Source organism: Acetobacter estunensis (genome assembly GCF_011516945.1).
GTDB classification, from domain to species: domain Bacteria; phylum Pseudomonadota; class Alphaproteobacteria; order Acetobacterales; family Acetobacteraceae; genus Acetobacter; species Acetobacter estunensis.
In genome coordinates this window covers 1-14,352 of the sequence record NZ_WOTH01000005.1, presented here as the reverse complement: position 1 = coordinate 14,352, position 14,352 = coordinate 1, and the positions used below count along the sequence as shown (strand labels likewise).

20 protein-coding genes and 1 tRNA gene are annotated in these 14,352 nt (G+C 57.9%); 6 read left to right on the top strand and 15 right to left on the bottom strand.

Annotated features, from left to right (window positions below):
* Positions 1–97: 97 nt before the first annotated feature.
* The 5 genes from pnp to GOB87_RS03855 all read right to left on the bottom strand — a co-directional run bounded on the left by pnp (position 98) and on the right by GOB87_RS03855 (position 5,044).
* Positions 98–2,245, bottom strand: a complete 2,148-nt coding sequence (pnp, locus tag GOB87_RS03875) for a polyribonucleotide nucleotidyltransferase (protein WP_166313240.1) — start codon at positions 2,243–2,245, stop codon at positions 98–100.
* 46 nt (positions 2,246–2,291) lie between these two features.
* Positions 2,292–2,462 (bottom strand): hypothetical protein, encoded by a 171-nt coding sequence (locus tag GOB87_RS03870; RefSeq protein ID WP_166313239.1) that lies wholly within the window; start codon positions 2,460–2,462, stop codon positions 2,292–2,294.
* A gap of 104 nt (positions 2,463–2,566) precedes the next feature.
* The gene (gene rpsO, locus GOB87_RS03865; protein WP_166313238.1) at positions 2,567–2,836 is read right to left on the bottom strand and encodes a 30S ribosomal protein S15; all 270 of its coding nucleotides are present in this window, start codon (positions 2,834–2,836) and stop codon (positions 2,567–2,569) included.
* A gap of 16 nt (positions 2,837–2,852) precedes the next feature.
* Positions 2,853–3,776: a tRNA pseudouridine(55) synthase TruB gene (truB, locus tag GOB87_RS03860; protein WP_166313237.1), complete on the bottom strand. Its 924-nt coding sequence runs from the start codon at positions 3,774–3,776 to the stop codon at positions 2,853–2,855.
* Between the two features lie 113 nt (positions 3,777–3,889).
* A complete protein-coding gene (locus GOB87_RS03855; RefSeq protein ID WP_242006144.1) occupies positions 3,890–5,044 on the bottom strand; it encodes a lytic transglycosylase domain-containing protein in 1,155 nt (384 codons plus the stop codon).
* Between the two features lie 252 nt (positions 5,045–5,296).
* Between GOB87_RS03855 and GOB87_RS03850 the strand changes: the two genes are divergently transcribed.
* On the top strand, positions 5,297–5,626 hold the full coding sequence (locus GOB87_RS03850) for a TIGR02300 family protein (protein ID WP_166313236.1): 330 nt from the start codon (positions 5,297–5,299) through the stop codon (positions 5,624–5,626).
* Between the two features lie 89 nt (positions 5,627–5,715).
* Here the strand turns inward: GOB87_RS03850 and clpS are convergent, their stop codons facing one another.
* The gene (clpS, locus tag GOB87_RS03845) at positions 5,716–6,036 is read right to left on the bottom strand and encodes an ATP-dependent Clp protease adapter ClpS (protein WP_166313235.1); all 321 of its coding nucleotides are present in this window, start codon (positions 6,034–6,036) and stop codon (positions 5,716–5,718) included.
* A gap of 412 nt (positions 6,037–6,448) precedes the next feature.
* Here clpS and GOB87_RS03840 point away from each other — a divergent pair, with 412 nt between their 5' ends.
* The 4 genes from GOB87_RS03840 to GOB87_RS03825 all read left to right on the top strand — a co-directional run bounded on the left by GOB87_RS03840 (position 6,449) and on the right by GOB87_RS03825 (position 9,424).
* Entirely contained in the window at positions 6,449–7,507 is a 1,059-nt protein-coding gene (locus tag GOB87_RS03840; protein ID WP_194303198.1) for a D-alanyl-D-alanine carboxypeptidase family protein, read from the top strand.
* 54 nt (positions 7,508–7,561) lie between these two features.
* Positions 7,562–7,651: transfer RNA gene (locus GOB87_RS03835), tRNA-Ser, on the top strand.
* A gap of 160 nt (positions 7,652–7,811) precedes the next feature.
* On the top strand, positions 7,812–8,834 hold the full coding sequence (locus GOB87_RS03830) for a tyrosine-type recombinase/integrase (protein ID WP_166313233.1): 1,023 nt from the start codon (positions 7,812–7,814) through the stop codon (positions 8,832–8,834).
* Positions 8,835–8,836: 2 nt separating this feature from the next.
* Positions 8,837–9,424 carry a hypothetical protein gene (locus GOB87_RS03825; protein WP_166313232.1) on the top strand — a complete coding sequence of 196 codons (588 nt, stop codon included), beginning with the start codon at positions 8,837–8,839 and terminating at the stop codon, positions 9,422–9,424.
* Between the two features lie 23 nt (positions 9,425–9,447).
* Here the strand turns inward: GOB87_RS03825 and GOB87_RS03820 are convergent, their stop codons facing one another.
* The 8 genes from GOB87_RS03820 to GOB87_RS03785 all read right to left on the bottom strand — a co-directional run bounded on the left by GOB87_RS03820 (position 9,448) and on the right by GOB87_RS03785 (position 12,953).
* The gene (locus tag GOB87_RS03820) at positions 9,448–9,660 is read right to left on the bottom strand and encodes a helix-turn-helix transcriptional regulator (RefSeq protein WP_198911704.1); all 213 of its coding nucleotides are present in this window, start codon (positions 9,658–9,660) and stop codon (positions 9,448–9,450) included.
* Complete coding sequence (locus GOB87_RS03815) at positions 9,657–10,001, bottom strand: hypothetical protein (RefSeq protein WP_166313231.1); 345 nt, start codon at positions 9,999–10,001, stop codon at positions 9,657–9,659. The genes GOB87_RS03820 and GOB87_RS03815 overlap by 4 nt, the downstream gene beginning before the upstream one ends.
* A gap of 2 nt (positions 10,002–10,003) precedes the next feature.
* The gene (locus tag GOB87_RS03810) at positions 10,004–10,231 is read right to left on the bottom strand and encodes a hypothetical protein (protein WP_166313230.1); all 228 of its coding nucleotides are present in this window, start codon (positions 10,229–10,231) and stop codon (positions 10,004–10,006) included.
* Positions 10,228–10,518 carry a hypothetical protein gene (locus tag GOB87_RS03805; RefSeq protein WP_166313229.1) on the bottom strand — a complete coding sequence of 97 codons (291 nt, stop codon included), beginning with the start codon at positions 10,516–10,518 and terminating at the stop codon, positions 10,228–10,230. Before GOB87_RS03805 ends, GOB87_RS03810 begins: the two co-directional genes overlap by 4 nt.
* A 5-nt stretch (positions 10,519–10,523) precedes the next feature.
* The gene (locus tag GOB87_RS03800) at positions 10,524–10,712 is read right to left on the bottom strand and encodes a hypothetical protein (RefSeq protein ID WP_166313228.1); all 189 of its coding nucleotides are present in this window, start codon (positions 10,710–10,712) and stop codon (positions 10,524–10,526) included.
* A 241-nt stretch (positions 10,713–10,953) separates the two neighbouring features.
* A complete protein-coding gene (locus tag GOB87_RS03795; protein WP_166313227.1) occupies positions 10,954–11,523 on the bottom strand; it encodes a hypothetical protein in 570 nt (189 codons plus the stop codon).
* Positions 11,524–11,577: 54 nt separating this feature from the next.
* Positions 11,578–11,796 (bottom strand): hypothetical protein, encoded by a 219-nt coding sequence (locus GOB87_RS03790; RefSeq protein ID WP_166313226.1) that lies wholly within the window; start codon positions 11,794–11,796, stop codon positions 11,578–11,580.
* A gap of 332 nt (positions 11,797–12,128) precedes the next feature.
* Positions 12,129–12,953 (bottom strand): IS5 family transposase, encoded by an 825-nt coding sequence (locus GOB87_RS03785; RefSeq protein ID WP_166313225.1) that lies wholly within the window; start codon positions 12,951–12,953, stop codon positions 12,129–12,131.
* Positions 12,954–13,039: 86 nt separating this feature from the next.
* Here GOB87_RS03785 and GOB87_RS03780 point away from each other — a divergent pair, with 86 nt between their 5' ends.
* Positions 13,040–13,678: a hypothetical protein gene (locus GOB87_RS03780; protein WP_166313224.1), complete on the top strand. Its 639-nt coding sequence runs from the start codon at positions 13,040–13,042 to the stop codon at positions 13,676–13,678.
* Here the strand turns inward: GOB87_RS03780 and GOB87_RS17100 are convergent, their stop codons facing one another.
* Entirely contained in the window at positions 13,679–14,032 is a 354-nt protein-coding gene (locus tag GOB87_RS17100) for a helix-turn-helix domain-containing protein (protein ID WP_373320708.1), read from the bottom strand. It abuts the gene before it with no gap.
* Positions 14,033–14,352: the final 320 nt, after the last annotated feature.

The following is a 14,352-nucleotide window of genomic DNA, read 5'->3' as shown; positions in this document are numbered from 1 at the left end:
ACCGGGATCATTGCCAGAGGCTGCGCCATACGCAGGCGGGCGCCGTGACCACTCCGTCACGGCGCCCGCCCCACCAACTGCCCGTCGTCAAACGATGTCAGTCCTCGCGGCGCGGAGCGCGAGCGGGCTTCTCTCCCACCTCGGAGGTGATGTCGGCACCCGTAGCCTGATCCACAACCCGCATGGAGAGCTTCACCTTGCCGCGATCATCGAAACCGATGACCTTGACCTTCACGGCATCGCCCTGCTTGACCACGTCCGTCGTGCGACCGACGCGGCCCTGCGCCAGTTCCGAGATGTGAACCAGTCCGTCACGCGCACCGAGGAAGTTCACGAATGCCCCGAAATCCGCCGTCTTGACGACCTTGCCGTCATAGATACGGCCGATCTCCGGCTCCGCCACGATCCCGTTGATGCGCGAGATGGCCTTCTGCGCCTGGTCGTCGGACATCGCAGCGATCGTGATCGTGCCATCGTCCCCGATGTCCACTTTGGCGCCGGAATATTCCACGATCTCACGGATAACCTTGCCGCCGGAACCGATCACATCGCGGATCTTCTCCTTGGGCACGCTCATGGTTGTGATCTTCGGTGCCGTCGCCGACACGTCCGAACGTCCTTCCGTCAGCGCCTTGCTCATCTCACCGAGAATGTGCAGACGGCCACCACGCGCCTGCTCAAGCGCGATTTCCATGATCTCCGGCGTGATGGACGTGATCTTGATGTCCATCTGCAACGCAGTGACACCCTTTTCGGTTCCCGCCACCTTGAAGTCCATGTCGCCGAGGTGATCCTCGTCACCAAGGATATCGGACAGCACAGCGTAGCCGCGGTCTTCCTTGATGAGTCCCATGGCGATGCCCGCCACCGGGCGCTTCAGCGGAACACCCGCATCCATCAGCGCCAGCGAAGAACCGCAGACCGTCGCCATGGAAGACGAGCCGTTGCTCTCCGTGATCTCGGAGACCACGCGCATGGTGTAGGGGAACTCGGCCTTTGTCGGCAGAAGCGGATGAATGGCGCGCCATGCCAGCTTGCCATGGCCGATCTCACGACGACCCGGCGAACCCGTGCGACCGCACTCGCCCACCGAGAACGGAGGGAAGTTGTAGTGCAGCAGGAAGTTGGTGCGATACTCGCCTTCCAGCGCATCGATCACCTGCTCGTCCTGACCGGTGCCGAGCGTCGCGATCACCAGCGCCTGTGTCTCACCGCGCGTAAACAGGGCCGAGCCATGCGCACGCGGCAGGATACCGACCTCGGACACGATGGGACGAACCGTCGTCAGGTCACGCCCGTCGATGCGCAGACCCGTGTCGAGGATCGCGCCACGCACGATATCGGCCTCAAGCTCCTTGAGCATCGGCTTGGCCGCCTCGGCATCCAGATCAGCAGCCGTCAGCTTGTCGAGAACCGTCTTCTTGGCAGCAGCGAGCTTTTCGTAACGCGCCTGCTTGGCCTTTTCCTTATAAGCTGCTGTGAACAGCTTGCGGCCAAGCGTATCGACCTTCTTGCGAAGCGCGATGGCCTCCTTGCTTGGACCTTCGAGTTCCCACGGCGCTTTCGCCGCATGCTCGGCCAGCGCGATGATGGCGTCGAGAACCGGCTGGAACGTCTTGTGCCCGAAGTTCACAGCACCAAGCATGGTGGCTTCGGAAAGCTCGGACGCCTCCGATTCCACCATCAGCACGCCTTCCGCCGTGCCGGCGACCACGAGGTCAAGCTCGCTTTCCTTCACCTCGTCGATGGTCGGGTTCAGGATGTATTCGCCGTCCTTATAACCGACACGCGCCGCGCCGACGGGACCGAAGAACGGAATGCCGGAGAGCGTCAGAGCCGCCGAAGCACCGATCAGAGCCGGAACCGCCGGATCGTTTTCCATGTCGTGGCTCAGAACGGTCGTGATGACCTGAACCTCATTGCGGAAACCTTCGGGGAACAGCGGCCGGATCGGACGATCGATCAGACGCGAGTTGAGCGTCTCGATTTCGGAAGGACGTCCTTCACGCTTGAAGAAGCCGCCGGGGATTTTCCCCGCAGCATAGGCTTTTTCCTGATAGTTGACGGTCAGCGGGAAGAAGTCCTGCCCCGGCTTGACGGTCTTGGCGCCAACCGCGGTGCAAAGCACCACCGTCTCGCCATAGGTCACAACAACCGCGCCATCCGCCTGACGAGCGATCTTACCCGTCTCCAGAATCAGCGGGCGGCCGCCCCATTCGATTTCCTTGCGGAAGTAGTTGAACATTCAGTCGAACCTTACTTCAGGCCGAACGGAGGAGCCTCGCCTTCCCTCAGAAACAGACAAATCCGTTCAGGAGAGTGGACGACCCGAATGCGGACAGCGTCTCGGACGGCATGGTGGCTGGCGCAAAACGCCAGGACGCCATGTGGCCTGAAACGCCGTAACGGATCGAACCCTTGCGACGGCCGGTTCGGCGCAGATGAACCCGGAATCCGGGCATGAAAAACCCGAGACCCCGCAAAGCGGTGCCTCGGGCGATCCCATACAGGATTATCGGCGCAGGTAAAACAGCGGATACGCCACCCTACACCCGACCTGTCATGCTCAGCGACGCAGACCCAGACGCCCGATCAGCGTCTCGTAGCGCTGCTGACTCTTGCGCTTGAGGTAGTCGAGCAGGCCACGGCGGTTACCCACCATCACCAGCAGGCCACGACGCGAGTGGAAATCCTTCGCGTGCGTCTTCAGATGCTCGGTCAGGTTGTTGATGCGCTCCGTAAGGATGGCAACCTGCACTTCCGGCGAACCCGTATCGGTCGGATTCGTGCGGTATTCCTCAATCAGCGCCGTACGGCGCTCAGCTGTGATCGACATCATCGTCTCCCAGAATTCAAAGCAAACGAACGGGCCTCAGCCATCCTTCTTCAAGACGGCAGAGCCCCAGCACACGCTCCCCGTCCATCGCACGGACAATTCCATCAGCGCCCGTTTGAGGGATACGACCGACAAAATCCAGCAGGCCAAGAGCCTGCCCGTGCTGCAGGAGAACCACTTCGTCCGAAGTCAGGGCCAGCGCCGGGATGTCGGCCAGCGCGGTCGCGACCGGACGCAGAAGTTCCGGTGAAGCGGGGCCTTCTTCGGCGCTTGCGGCCAGCTTGTCCAGCGAAATCGCATCCGTTTCCGTGAAAGGTCCCACCCTGAGCCGTCGCAGCACGGCGATATGCCCGAGCGTCCCGCAGGCCAGCGCCACATCGCGCGCCAGCGAGCGCATATAAACGCCCTTGCCGGACTCGACTTCGAACACGGCGTGATCCGCATCCGGGCGCTCGATCAGTTCGAACCGATCCACCCGTGCGGGACGCGGCGGCAGTTCGGGAGGACGACCATCACGCGCCATGTCATAGGCCCGCTCGCCCGCCACCTTGAGAGCGGAAAAGACGGGGGGCACCTGCATGATATCACCCGTCAACGCCGCAGCTGCCGCGCGCAATTGCTCATCCGTCGGGCGCACATCGGAGGTGGCCGTCACCGCGCCATCGGCATCATCACTATCGCGCGCCTCTCCCATCCGCAGGGTGAAGCGATACCGTTTCGTGCCGTCCATGATATAAGGCACGGTCTTGGTGGCCGCCCCCAGAGCGATCGGCAGAAGACCGGTCGCCAAGGGGTCCAGCGTCCCCCCATGTCCCACCTTCTGCGCGTTGAATGCCCGTTTGACGATGGCCACGACAGCCGTGGAGGTGATGCCTGTCGGCTTGTCGATGACGAGCCACCCATCCAGTGGCCGTCCCTTCCGAACCCGATTGCGCGCCATTTCACCCCCAGCCCCTGAACCCGATGCGCGGACGGATGCCCGTGCGAAGGCGGCGGTCTAGCGAACGGGGCGGCGTCGGGCAATGCTCATCCGCACGGGAAGGGCCAATCGCATCAGGTGGCGATGGGCACCCGGAAGCAGGCCATGGCGTGACTGCGCAAGGCGCGACAGGCCGCAGCCGCATCCTCCGCCCCAAGCCCTACAAGCCGCGCACGATAAAGAGGCGCCGCACTGGACGGCACACGCATCACCAACGGACTGGCGCTCAGCGGACCTATGATGGCGCGCGCCTGAGCAAGCGCCATACGGGCCTCTCCGCCAGACGAAAAGGCTCCGACCTGCACGGCCCACGAACCTCCCATCCCCCGCACAGGAGCATAAGACGCTTGCATGACCGGGGCGCGATGACCAACCGGCTCCACATAACTCGCCAGTTCAGTGGGAAGAGGCGCTGGCTGCGGCGCCGGCAAAGGCTGAGTGGACGCCACCGTAATCGTAGGCTGAGGTGGCGGCAAAGGAGCCGGATCCGCATGTGGAACATCGCGATCCACCAGACAGTCGGACGGATCATAGGCAGCGTCCACGTTTCTCAGGCACCCATCCGCTGTCCGGGAAAGAGTTGCGGTCTCGACAGGCACGACAGAAGCCGTCGGGACAGTCGGAACGCGCTGCGACGCACTAGCCACCATGACAGGCGTAGCCCCCACAGCCGGGACCGTATCGCCAAGATGCGGGGAGATGGACGCGACATAATTGACCGTCTCATCCGGCAGCGGCGTTCCTGCCTGAAGATACTGCTCCAGCCGCCCCGGTCCGGCGTTATAGGCCGCCAGAAAACCCGGCGAGCCAAAACGATCGTAGAGCTGCCGGATATAACCAGATCCTGCTGTAATATTGTCATGCGGTTCGTACGGATCGTTGCCCAGTCCATACTGCGCCGCCAGAGAGGACCATGTGGACGGCATGAGCTGCATCAGCCCGATTGCCCCCGCGCCCGAGCGGGTCAGGCGACCGTTACGATATTCCTTGCCGCCCGATTCCTGATTCATCACGGCCCGAATCCACTGTTCCGGCAACTGGAACCGCCCAGAGGCTTCCCGGACATAAGGCCCCCACGGATCGCTGGTCGTGCCCGGGGGCGTATAATTCCCACGTCCCCATTGGGAAGGGTCACCTCCGGGTCGGGATGTCGCGCTGCATGCGGCCAGTGCCAGCAGCCCCCCAACACTCAGAATCCGAAGGATACGACGCTCCCCGTTGCGACACATCTTGCATTGCTCTCCATCAAGGCACCCAGACTCAGGAGCCAGACTGCCGTTTCTGCCATGGCATGAAAAAATCACGGCAGAAAAACGGCACACAAGGCAGTTTCGCCACTTTTCCCCAACGTCCGGTTGACGCCATGGGCCTGAACTGGCATGTGCCCTGCCCTCGGGATGCGTGCGGTCGTTTGCGCCCACATACTGTGCATCCCTGCGGGAAATCTTCTCCCGCCCTCGACCACGATCGACAGGTTCAACATGGCCCAGCCTGAACTCGGTTCCAAGCGCGTCTGCGTCTCCTGCGGTGCGCGTTTCTATGACCTCAACAAGGAGCCGGCCGTCTGCCCGAAATGCGGCGCCGACCAGCCTGCCGAGGTTCCCCGTCTCAAACGCGCGGGGGACATCCCCGCGCCTGTGCCCGTAAAGGCGCCCAAGCCGACCGAAGAGAGCGATGATGACATCGATCTCGACACCGGTGATGACGATGACGACGACGCCATCGAGGACACCGCCGATCTGGACGACGATGCCGACGACATCAGTTCGGACATCGACGTTCCGTCCGAAAAGGACGAGCACGACTCCTGAGGAACTATGCTGCGGGGATCTCTGATCCCCGCGTCTTTGCGGGTTTTCTCATTTTACTGGTTTTACCGGGAAAAAAATTATTCCCGGTGTCAGTCCCGCTCAATGGTGCATTGCAGCGGATGCTGGTTCTGTCGTGCCAAATCCATGACGAGCGCGACCTTGCTCTCGGCCACCTCATAGGTGAACACGCCGCAGACCCCTACCCCCTTCTTGTGCACATGCAGCATGATGCTGGTCGCCTCTTCGCGGGTCTTGTTGAAGAACCGCTCCAGCACATGCACGACAAACTCCATCGGCGTATAATCGTCGTTGAGCATAAGCACTTTGTACATCGACGGTTTGCGCGTCTTCGTCGTTGTCCTTACCAGAACACCAACGTCATCGCCGCCGTCTTCGGGCTTTTCCGTCATGACAACCCGCCTGACATCTCTGTGGCTCGCTGGCCAAAAGCCAGCCGAGCCGCCCATTGCTTCTGTCCAATCGCGTGACTTCATGAGGTCTCTGTAAACCCCCGACCCGGTCAAGGGAACAGGAATTCGGGCACAGCCCCATGCGTCTTGGGCGTCATTGTGTCTCCAATTCCCCACAGTTGAGAAGTCGTGAAGACGCTTCCCGCATTTCTCACCCCTCCCATCCGTATTTTTGTCATCTTGTTAGCCACTTTTAGCCTAGACGGTCGAATCGGCACTGCTAAGGTTCGAGTGCCCGGCTCACAGGATTCTCGTACTGATCGCCATGATGAATGATCTGCCCCCTACACCGTCAGCATTCGGTAAACGCGACGGGATCGAGACCGGTCGGCCCTCCTTCAGCAATCGTTTCATGCGGCGACTGGCTGTCGGAACAGCTTTTCTGTCCGCTCTTCTCAGCGTTCCGGCCGCACACGCCCAGTATGTAGGCCGCATCAGCGCTTTCGTGACCGATGCCCGTAGCGGCGCCGTGATGGCCCAGATCAATCCGGATCTGCAGCGTTATCCAGCGAGTCTTACCAAGCTGATGACGCTCTATATGACGTTCAACGCCCTACGTTCGGGTCAGATTTCCCTTGATCAGGCGGTTCCCGTCTCCGTCCGCGCCGCAACCCGCGAGCCATCGAAACTTGGACTGGTGCCCGGCTCCTACATCACTGTCGAACAGGCCATTCTGGGGCTGGTCACCAAATCGGCTAATGACGCGGCCTGCGCACTGGGTGAACTTGTGGGCGGCGATGAAGATCGATTCGCAGCCATGATGACCGCTCAGGCACATGCGCTGGGAATGAGTTCCACGACATTCCGCAATGCGTCCGGACTTCCCAACCCTGATCAGGTGACCACAGCGCGAGATTTGGCGACGCTCGGACGGCATCTCATCAACGATTTTCCGGAAGATTATCACTATTTTTCCGTGCCGTTGTTCTATTTCCATGGACGCGAAATTCCCAATCATAACCCCATGCTGCGCTTTTATCCCGGAGCGGATGGCATGAAGACGGGATATACGGCGCAGGCTGGCCTCAACCTCGTAAGCTCCGCCGCGCGCGACAATGTGCGATTAGTGGGCGTAGTGATGGGCGCGCGCTCCAATGCGGAGCGCACCCGCACAATGGCGGCCCTTCTGGATCAGGGCTTTCAGGACGAAGGTGTGGCGCCCGTTTCACGGCCACAGGTTCCCCTCATCATCGCTCGGGCAGGCAGCGCGTCCGCACGACGACAAGGTTTTCGCATGATGGCGGCAAGCGGGCGAACGGGCAATCTGTCGGCGGCCTCTCGCCAACACCTGAAGAAACTGGGCATGATCCATTATGTGCTGGCACGTGCGCCATTGAATCGTCGTCTTAAAGTAACAGGATCGCACAAAGCCAAGGCGGCTACACATTCAACGCATCGTTCCAAGACCTAATGGTCTTGAGTTGCTGTTGCGAAATCAGGCTTTTTGACGCATAAGCCTGCTACCGGATGGGTGGCCGAGCGGTTGAAGGCTCCAGTCTTGAAAACTGGCGTGCGGGTAACCGTACCGTGGGTTCGAATCCCACCCCATCCGCCAAAAGGTTTTCCTCGTAAATTCTGATTGTTCCAAAACCCTTGATCTTCCAGGGTTTTTGGCATTTTCTTGCATCCACAGTGTTCCAGTTTTGTTCTAACCAGGCCACAAGGAATGTGGGTATGGAGTGGGCAAACAATTTGTGGAGTGTGGGTAAACGCTAATGCTGACAGATACGAAGATCCGGACGGCCAAACCCGCCGAGAAAGCCTACCGTCTGGCAGATAGCGGTGGTCTTTTTCTCCACGTCATGGCGTCTGGAAGCAAGATCTGGCGAATGCGTTACCGCTCTCCTGAAGGCAAAGAGCAAACACTTACTCTTGCCCCCTACCCTGCAATGTCGCTGCAGGATGCTAGGCGCGCCCGCGATGCAGCCAAGGATATCAAGCGCCAAGGTATTGATCCCGTGGCGCACAAAAAGATCGCTCCTGCGCTACTGCGCCCAGCCCATGAAGAGGTGTTCGAAGCTATCGCGCGGGAATGGTATGGCCAGCGCCGAGATCTATGGCGGCCGCGCCATGCCCATGATGTCATCACCAGTCTTGAGCGTGATGTCTTTCCGCTGATTGGGAAGCTTCCGCCCTCACAGATCACGCCTCGCACTGTCCTGCATGTCCTGAGGCACGTCGAAGACCGTGGAGCGATCGAGACAGCCCATAGGATCAGGCAGCGCATCAGCGAAATCTTCGTGCATGCCATCGCAACTGATCGAGCGGATTCCGATCCGGCTGCTGTCGTGAAGCCGGCACTGCGACCGGTGAAGCGTGGGCGGCAGCCCGCGATCACTGATCTGGATGAAGCGCGCGAAATGATCCGGAAGACCGAAGATATGGCGGCCCATCCCGTCACTCTGCTGGCAATGCGACTGCTTTACCTGACGGCCGTGCGCCCAGGTGAAGTTCGAGGTGCTCGTTGGGACGAGTTTCACGATCTTTCAGGATCGGAGCCTATCTGGGTGATCGTTGCCGAACGCATGAAGATGGATCGCGAACATGTCGTTCCTCTGGCGCCGGCTGCTGTCGAGGTCATTGAGGCCCTTCGCCCGTTTTCAGATCGCTGGCCACACCTCTTTCCGAACAGCCGCCGTCCGCGTGTCCCTCTGTGTGAAAATGCAATCGGATATCTGCTCAACCGAGCCGGGTATCATGGTCGCCATGTGCCTCATGGCTTTCGCGCTACATTTTAAATGTGAAGAATGAGCTAGGTTTACTTTTGCCTGATGTTCCATGGGAAAACATCGAAAAGAAAATTCGTAGAGATTGTCAGAAACAAAAAGACCCTGAAAGAGCTCAGCAATTTAATATAATAAAGGGAAGGATTCTTTTTGATTATATAAGAAAAAATAATGTTTTATTTAGAGAATTTCCTATGCCTTTCGGGCCAACGCTTCCAGATGATAAAAACATAAAATTTTGGCATGATAGAATTGGCATTAAAAGTGGAGTTGCGTTTTCTCTCTTTCTTGACTTTCGGTCCCAGTCAGGAATCGACAGCAGCATAACCAGAAAGATTGTTTTCAGCATCCAAAAGGCATTTGTACTAAGTCAAGATCCTGACTTAGATAGTGTTCTTCCGTGCATTATAAATATACTTGGGAGCAAAAAGAAGGGATTTTATCTCGAAGAGCATATTTATGAAGGAAATGATTTCCTAGATATAACTGAAATAAACAATCTGCTTCTTAGTGTTTATGATGACTGGCTTCGAATCCTCGACGAAGTATCGGCTCCAGTCAAAAAAACTGGCACAGATGATAGGAACTATCGACTTTTTTAGTAGCTCCTATCATCTCAATCCCTTTATGGGTCGACTAGATTACAGTTCTTACGAAGGTATTTATCCTCCTGTTCCTTGAGCCATGCAGCGATCTGGCTCTCTTTCCAGCGCACGGTGCGGCTTCCATACCGCACCGGCTGGGGGAATGATCCGTCTTTAAGGCGCTGATAGATGGAACTCCGGCTCAGGCCGATCCGGCTTTCCACTTCGCGCCGAGTGAGCATGTGATCAATCACGCCGCTTCTCCTTTCTTCTCTTCGATTATCTCGGCCTCTTCAGCCCATCCATCGATCCGCTTGCCGGCGCCATCCTGCTCCAGAACGCATTCCGGGAACCGGATTTCCCAGTCGCGGCCGTCAGTTGCATCGGCCTGGAACATTCCGTCAGATGTCGGCCGAACTGTCAGTTCCCAACCCGGCAACCCGTCCGTGCTGGATCCGACGATGGCGGCTCGTCCCTCAATGCGCGTGCGGCGACAAGTGCGGAAGCCAATCGGCCATCTCATGGCCGTGTCCATGAGCATTGCGCTGTAAAGGCCGTTGTCGATCGGCGTCAGCGAGAGATGGTAGCGCGGCATCGTCAGCCGCGCCCCTTCTCGACCAGCACCACAACCATAAGCGCCATCAGAACAACAGCGATCGCGTTGAAATGCAGTCCAAGCACATAGCCCCAGATAATTGCGCCCAGATCCCGACCCATCTCAAAGGCAAGTCCCCAGACCATCGCACTGAGAAGCAAAATCGAAGCCCACACGCCAATCAGGAGCGGATCAATTCCGGATCTCGGCATCAGATGAGGCGATCTCATGACACAGCGCCTCCCGTGATGCAGTACGGATGCCAAGCGCGGCTTGGAACCGGCATATGAGGAGCAGCGCTGACCCATGTCGGCGGGCATGTCAGTTCCACGCCATTCTCCAGCATGATCACGTGCTCAATCGTGCGGCCCGAGATCGTCTTGATGGCGACTTCACGGCCATGCATCGGTTCGGCAAAAGCGTTGCGGCGTCCGGACGGATCGCGAACCGTCACGGGACGATTGCGCTTTTCGATGCGCGTATGAGAAGCGAATTCAAAGCCAGGGGAAATCTGCATGTACGTTACTCCGCCCGCACGTCGGCATCGACGGGGCTGATGTGGCGTTTGAGGATGGCGGCCTGATCACGGAAGCACCGCGCGACGTTCAGCCAAGCCTCAGACGCCGGAATGAAATTGCGTGTTCGACAGTCCTGCGCGGCCTCTTCGAAAGCGTCTGCGAAGGATAAAAACTGCCCCGTCAGATTGACCAAAACCTGGTCCCGGCACGGGCAGGGCCGAATTGCTTCAAGCGGGCTCATGACGCACCCCGCATGCCGGAGCGACAATTGTCAGCCGCCCCGGCCGCTTCCATCATTGCGGTGTGAACTCCAGCAATGAGGAAACCTGTGGTAAAAGCTCCGATGCGGCCAAGTGGCCCTAGTACGGCACCGGTGGTGCCAAGGACACCTGACACAAAGCAGACTCCGCCTTCTGCTCCACCACCGAGACCTCCTACTTCACCAACGCCACGAAAAGGCTGACAATCAGGGCTGATACTGGGACGACAAGAAATATCTTCCATCCCAGCGTCAGCCATTTGTAGGCGGACAAAAGAATACTGTGGTTGGCAGACACCCCTGCCAGTCCTTTTTTCGCGAATTCCTGCAAAACTTCGAGTTCGCTTGGATCTGCGTGGTCGGCGTCCATCAGCCATCTGATATCCACGCCACCAAGAGACCAATCTTTCGAGGAAAAGACCTTCGCCAAACAAAAGGCTGAGGTCATTGCAGGAATCAATACGCTCGCAGCCAAAATAAGTGTCGTCCCTGTATCCATAACCGGACTTGGGGCCTTCAATAAACTGGATATGGCAGCTGTCGCTGTAGCTATGATTTCCGCGCTCAACCATCCCAGAAGAGTTGTGGCGCGCGTTTCGTAGACCCCTAAGGTGGTCGTCTGTGCGGTAATTCGCTTTTCTATTTGTGACATCGCCTCTTTGGCTTGCCATAAAGGAAACTCTGTACCGATAGCACCCCACGCCGTTTCTTGGTCTGCGTCTACAACCGTTAACTCTTCCGGCATTGGGTCTCTCCGCCATGGGGACGTAACAAGTTGTGTTTAGCATTGGTAAACTGTTCACGCCGCCTCTCCCCGCTGGAGCGCGACAGCCTTCTCTTCCTCGCGCATCGCACTGACGCATTCGCCAGACAGAACAAGAAGCTGGTTCCGCGCATCCTTGTTGCAACGGCCGTCGCGAATGTGCTGCGCCAGAACCAAAGCAAGCTCGGCCTGCGCTTCCAGACGACGCACCGACGCCTGAAGCGTCCGGACCATTTCCGGTGCCGGGGCAGTCACGATACCGCTCCCAGATGAGGAATGAGGCAAGCATGTGCGGCCGCAGATCCCGTGCCAGTTCCGGTTTCGCGTTCCAGCGCGCTAACGGCACGCCGCGCTGCGTTCTGAATTGAGGTGATGGCTTCTGCATCACGGGCCGGCTGCATCAGCGTCGCCAGCGTGTGCCATCAGATCCTGTAGGGCTACGTCAACTGCGTGCCGCTCAGGTCGTATGTGGTGCATCTCGTTCTCCATCGCCCGAGTGGGTGATGGGCTAATGTCGGATATCCCAACATTTTCGTCAACAAAAAACGTCGGGCTTTCCGACATCAGGTTAGAGCCTGTTTGGAAAATCACGGGTGTGCATTTCTGCGCATGAGATTGGCGCCGATGGCGACGAAGATCATGGCCTGTGACACGTCGACACGATGCTCATAATCACGTACGAGCCGCCGCCAGCGGGTCATCCAGCCGAAAGTCCTCTCGACCACCCAACGTCGCGGCAGTAACTCGAAACCCTTTGCTGCGTCGCGGCGGCGGATGATCTCGACGATGAAATCCAGATAAGTCGCCTTGTCCATCAACTTCAGGCGGTCATAGGCGCCATCGGCGAACAGATGCTTCACCCATGGCCAACGCTTGCGGATCGCATCCAGGATCATCTGGGCGCCGGCACTGTCGGAGATATCGGCCGGGGTCAGATTGACCATCAGGAGGCGCCCGTCCGTATCGACGGCAATATGGCGCTTGCGTCCGACGACTTTCTTGCCGGCATCGTAACCTCTTGTCTTTGCATGAGGCGCCTTGATGCTCTGGCTGTCGATCACCGCCGCTGTCGGACTGGCCTCGCGGCCTGCCTGCTCCCGGTCGAGCATCAGTTCAACGTCATGGATGGTCTGGAACAGGAACCGTCGCGCCAGTTCCCGGAACCAGCCATAGACCGTGCGCCAGTGCCCGAAGTGGATCGGCAGCATGCGCCAACCGCAGCCTGAACGAACAAGATAGCGCACCGCGTTAATCACCTCACGGAATTCGACCTCCCGTGGGCGGCCACGACGCCCTGGGCCTGGCATCAATGGCGCGATCCGCTCCCATTCCTCGTCCGTCATGTCAGACGGGTAGCGTTTCGTCTTGCGGGTGATCCTGGCCATCCGGCCCCTCTGCTCTGGCGTCCACATCCAGAGCTTGAATCACATCAGACCGATTTTCCAAACAGGCTCTTAGAAATGCATTTTTACGACTTCTTATTAGGAAAATTCCATGTATGGGACCGGTGAAATTTATGTGGGACAAACAAATGAGACTCAATATCGTATTCGCTTTAGGTAGCATGGTAATGCTGAGTGCCTGCTCACACTCGATAACACTGTCGGGAACCGGAGCATCTGCGTCAGAAGTAATGCCAAATAGAATTATTCAGACTCCGACGCAGTATTCATATACCCAAGATTTAACAAACGCGAGCAAGTCAATAGAGCCGGAAAGCGCTTCATGCGCGGCGCATACATATAAATTAAGCATTGGACCGGGAATCAAAGAAACCTTGGATGCTGCGATTTCTGCGGGATTTGCTAAAGCAACAGAAACTCACGATGGCGAAGTAATGACAGCCCCTTACAACATGCGAATTGACGCGGAAGACATTTCTGCCCGCATTTCCGTGATACCTCGGATGTTTTCGAGTAGAGTAGAAGCTCATGTCGAAATAACTGGCCGCGTGGATGTGAGAGACGCCCAAGGAACGCCAGCGGCACGTGCGATGATTTACGGTGAAGGCACAGAAAGCGCCGACGGTGGGTGCTTCAATGCAGAAACCGCAATCCACTTGGCTGGCGACAAAGCCATTCGCCGCCTCGGCACTGACTTCGTCTACAAAGTCATTAATTCCAATATCTTACATTGATCACGATGACTTGTCGGCAGATTTTGATCTGCTGATAAGCATTCTAAGAAGAGGCTCAGCTTCGTCTTTCGGCAATTTGCGAAAGGCCGACAAGAGCAGAGCCTCTTCATGTGTTTGAGCCCTAATATCTACCGACGAGACTGCTCGCCCTGGTGTGGCGGCCAGCCAGTCCATAGATACTCCATAGAAGTCAGCCAACGCCATTAGGGTCTCCCGCCCTGGATTGTCGAGCCCCCGTTCAATGGTAGCGAGATGAGATCTTGAAACCCCCACCGCTGACGCGACCTCTGATTGAGTGATCCTACGCTCTTTGCGCAGTGTTCTCAATCTGTTCCCTAATGTGGTATCTGTCATAGCGTCGCCATCATGGCAGGCGGTTTCTCTGCGTGTGCCGGTTGTGCCGACATTTCCGTTTGACAATAATGTTGGAATGTCCGACATTTAATGCATGGACACACGAGAGATAGTTCGCCGGGCGGGAGGCTGCGTAGTAGTGGCCAAAGCAATCGGTCTTTCGCACAGCACAGTGTCTGGGTGGAAAAAAATACCACCTAAACACGTTCTAGGGCCTGTTAGATCTTGAATTTCTTCCCATATTGTAGGGATGGAAGAAGGAGACAGAACAGGCACCTTTACGGACGAGACATGGGCGATCTGGGAACCTCTGATTGAGG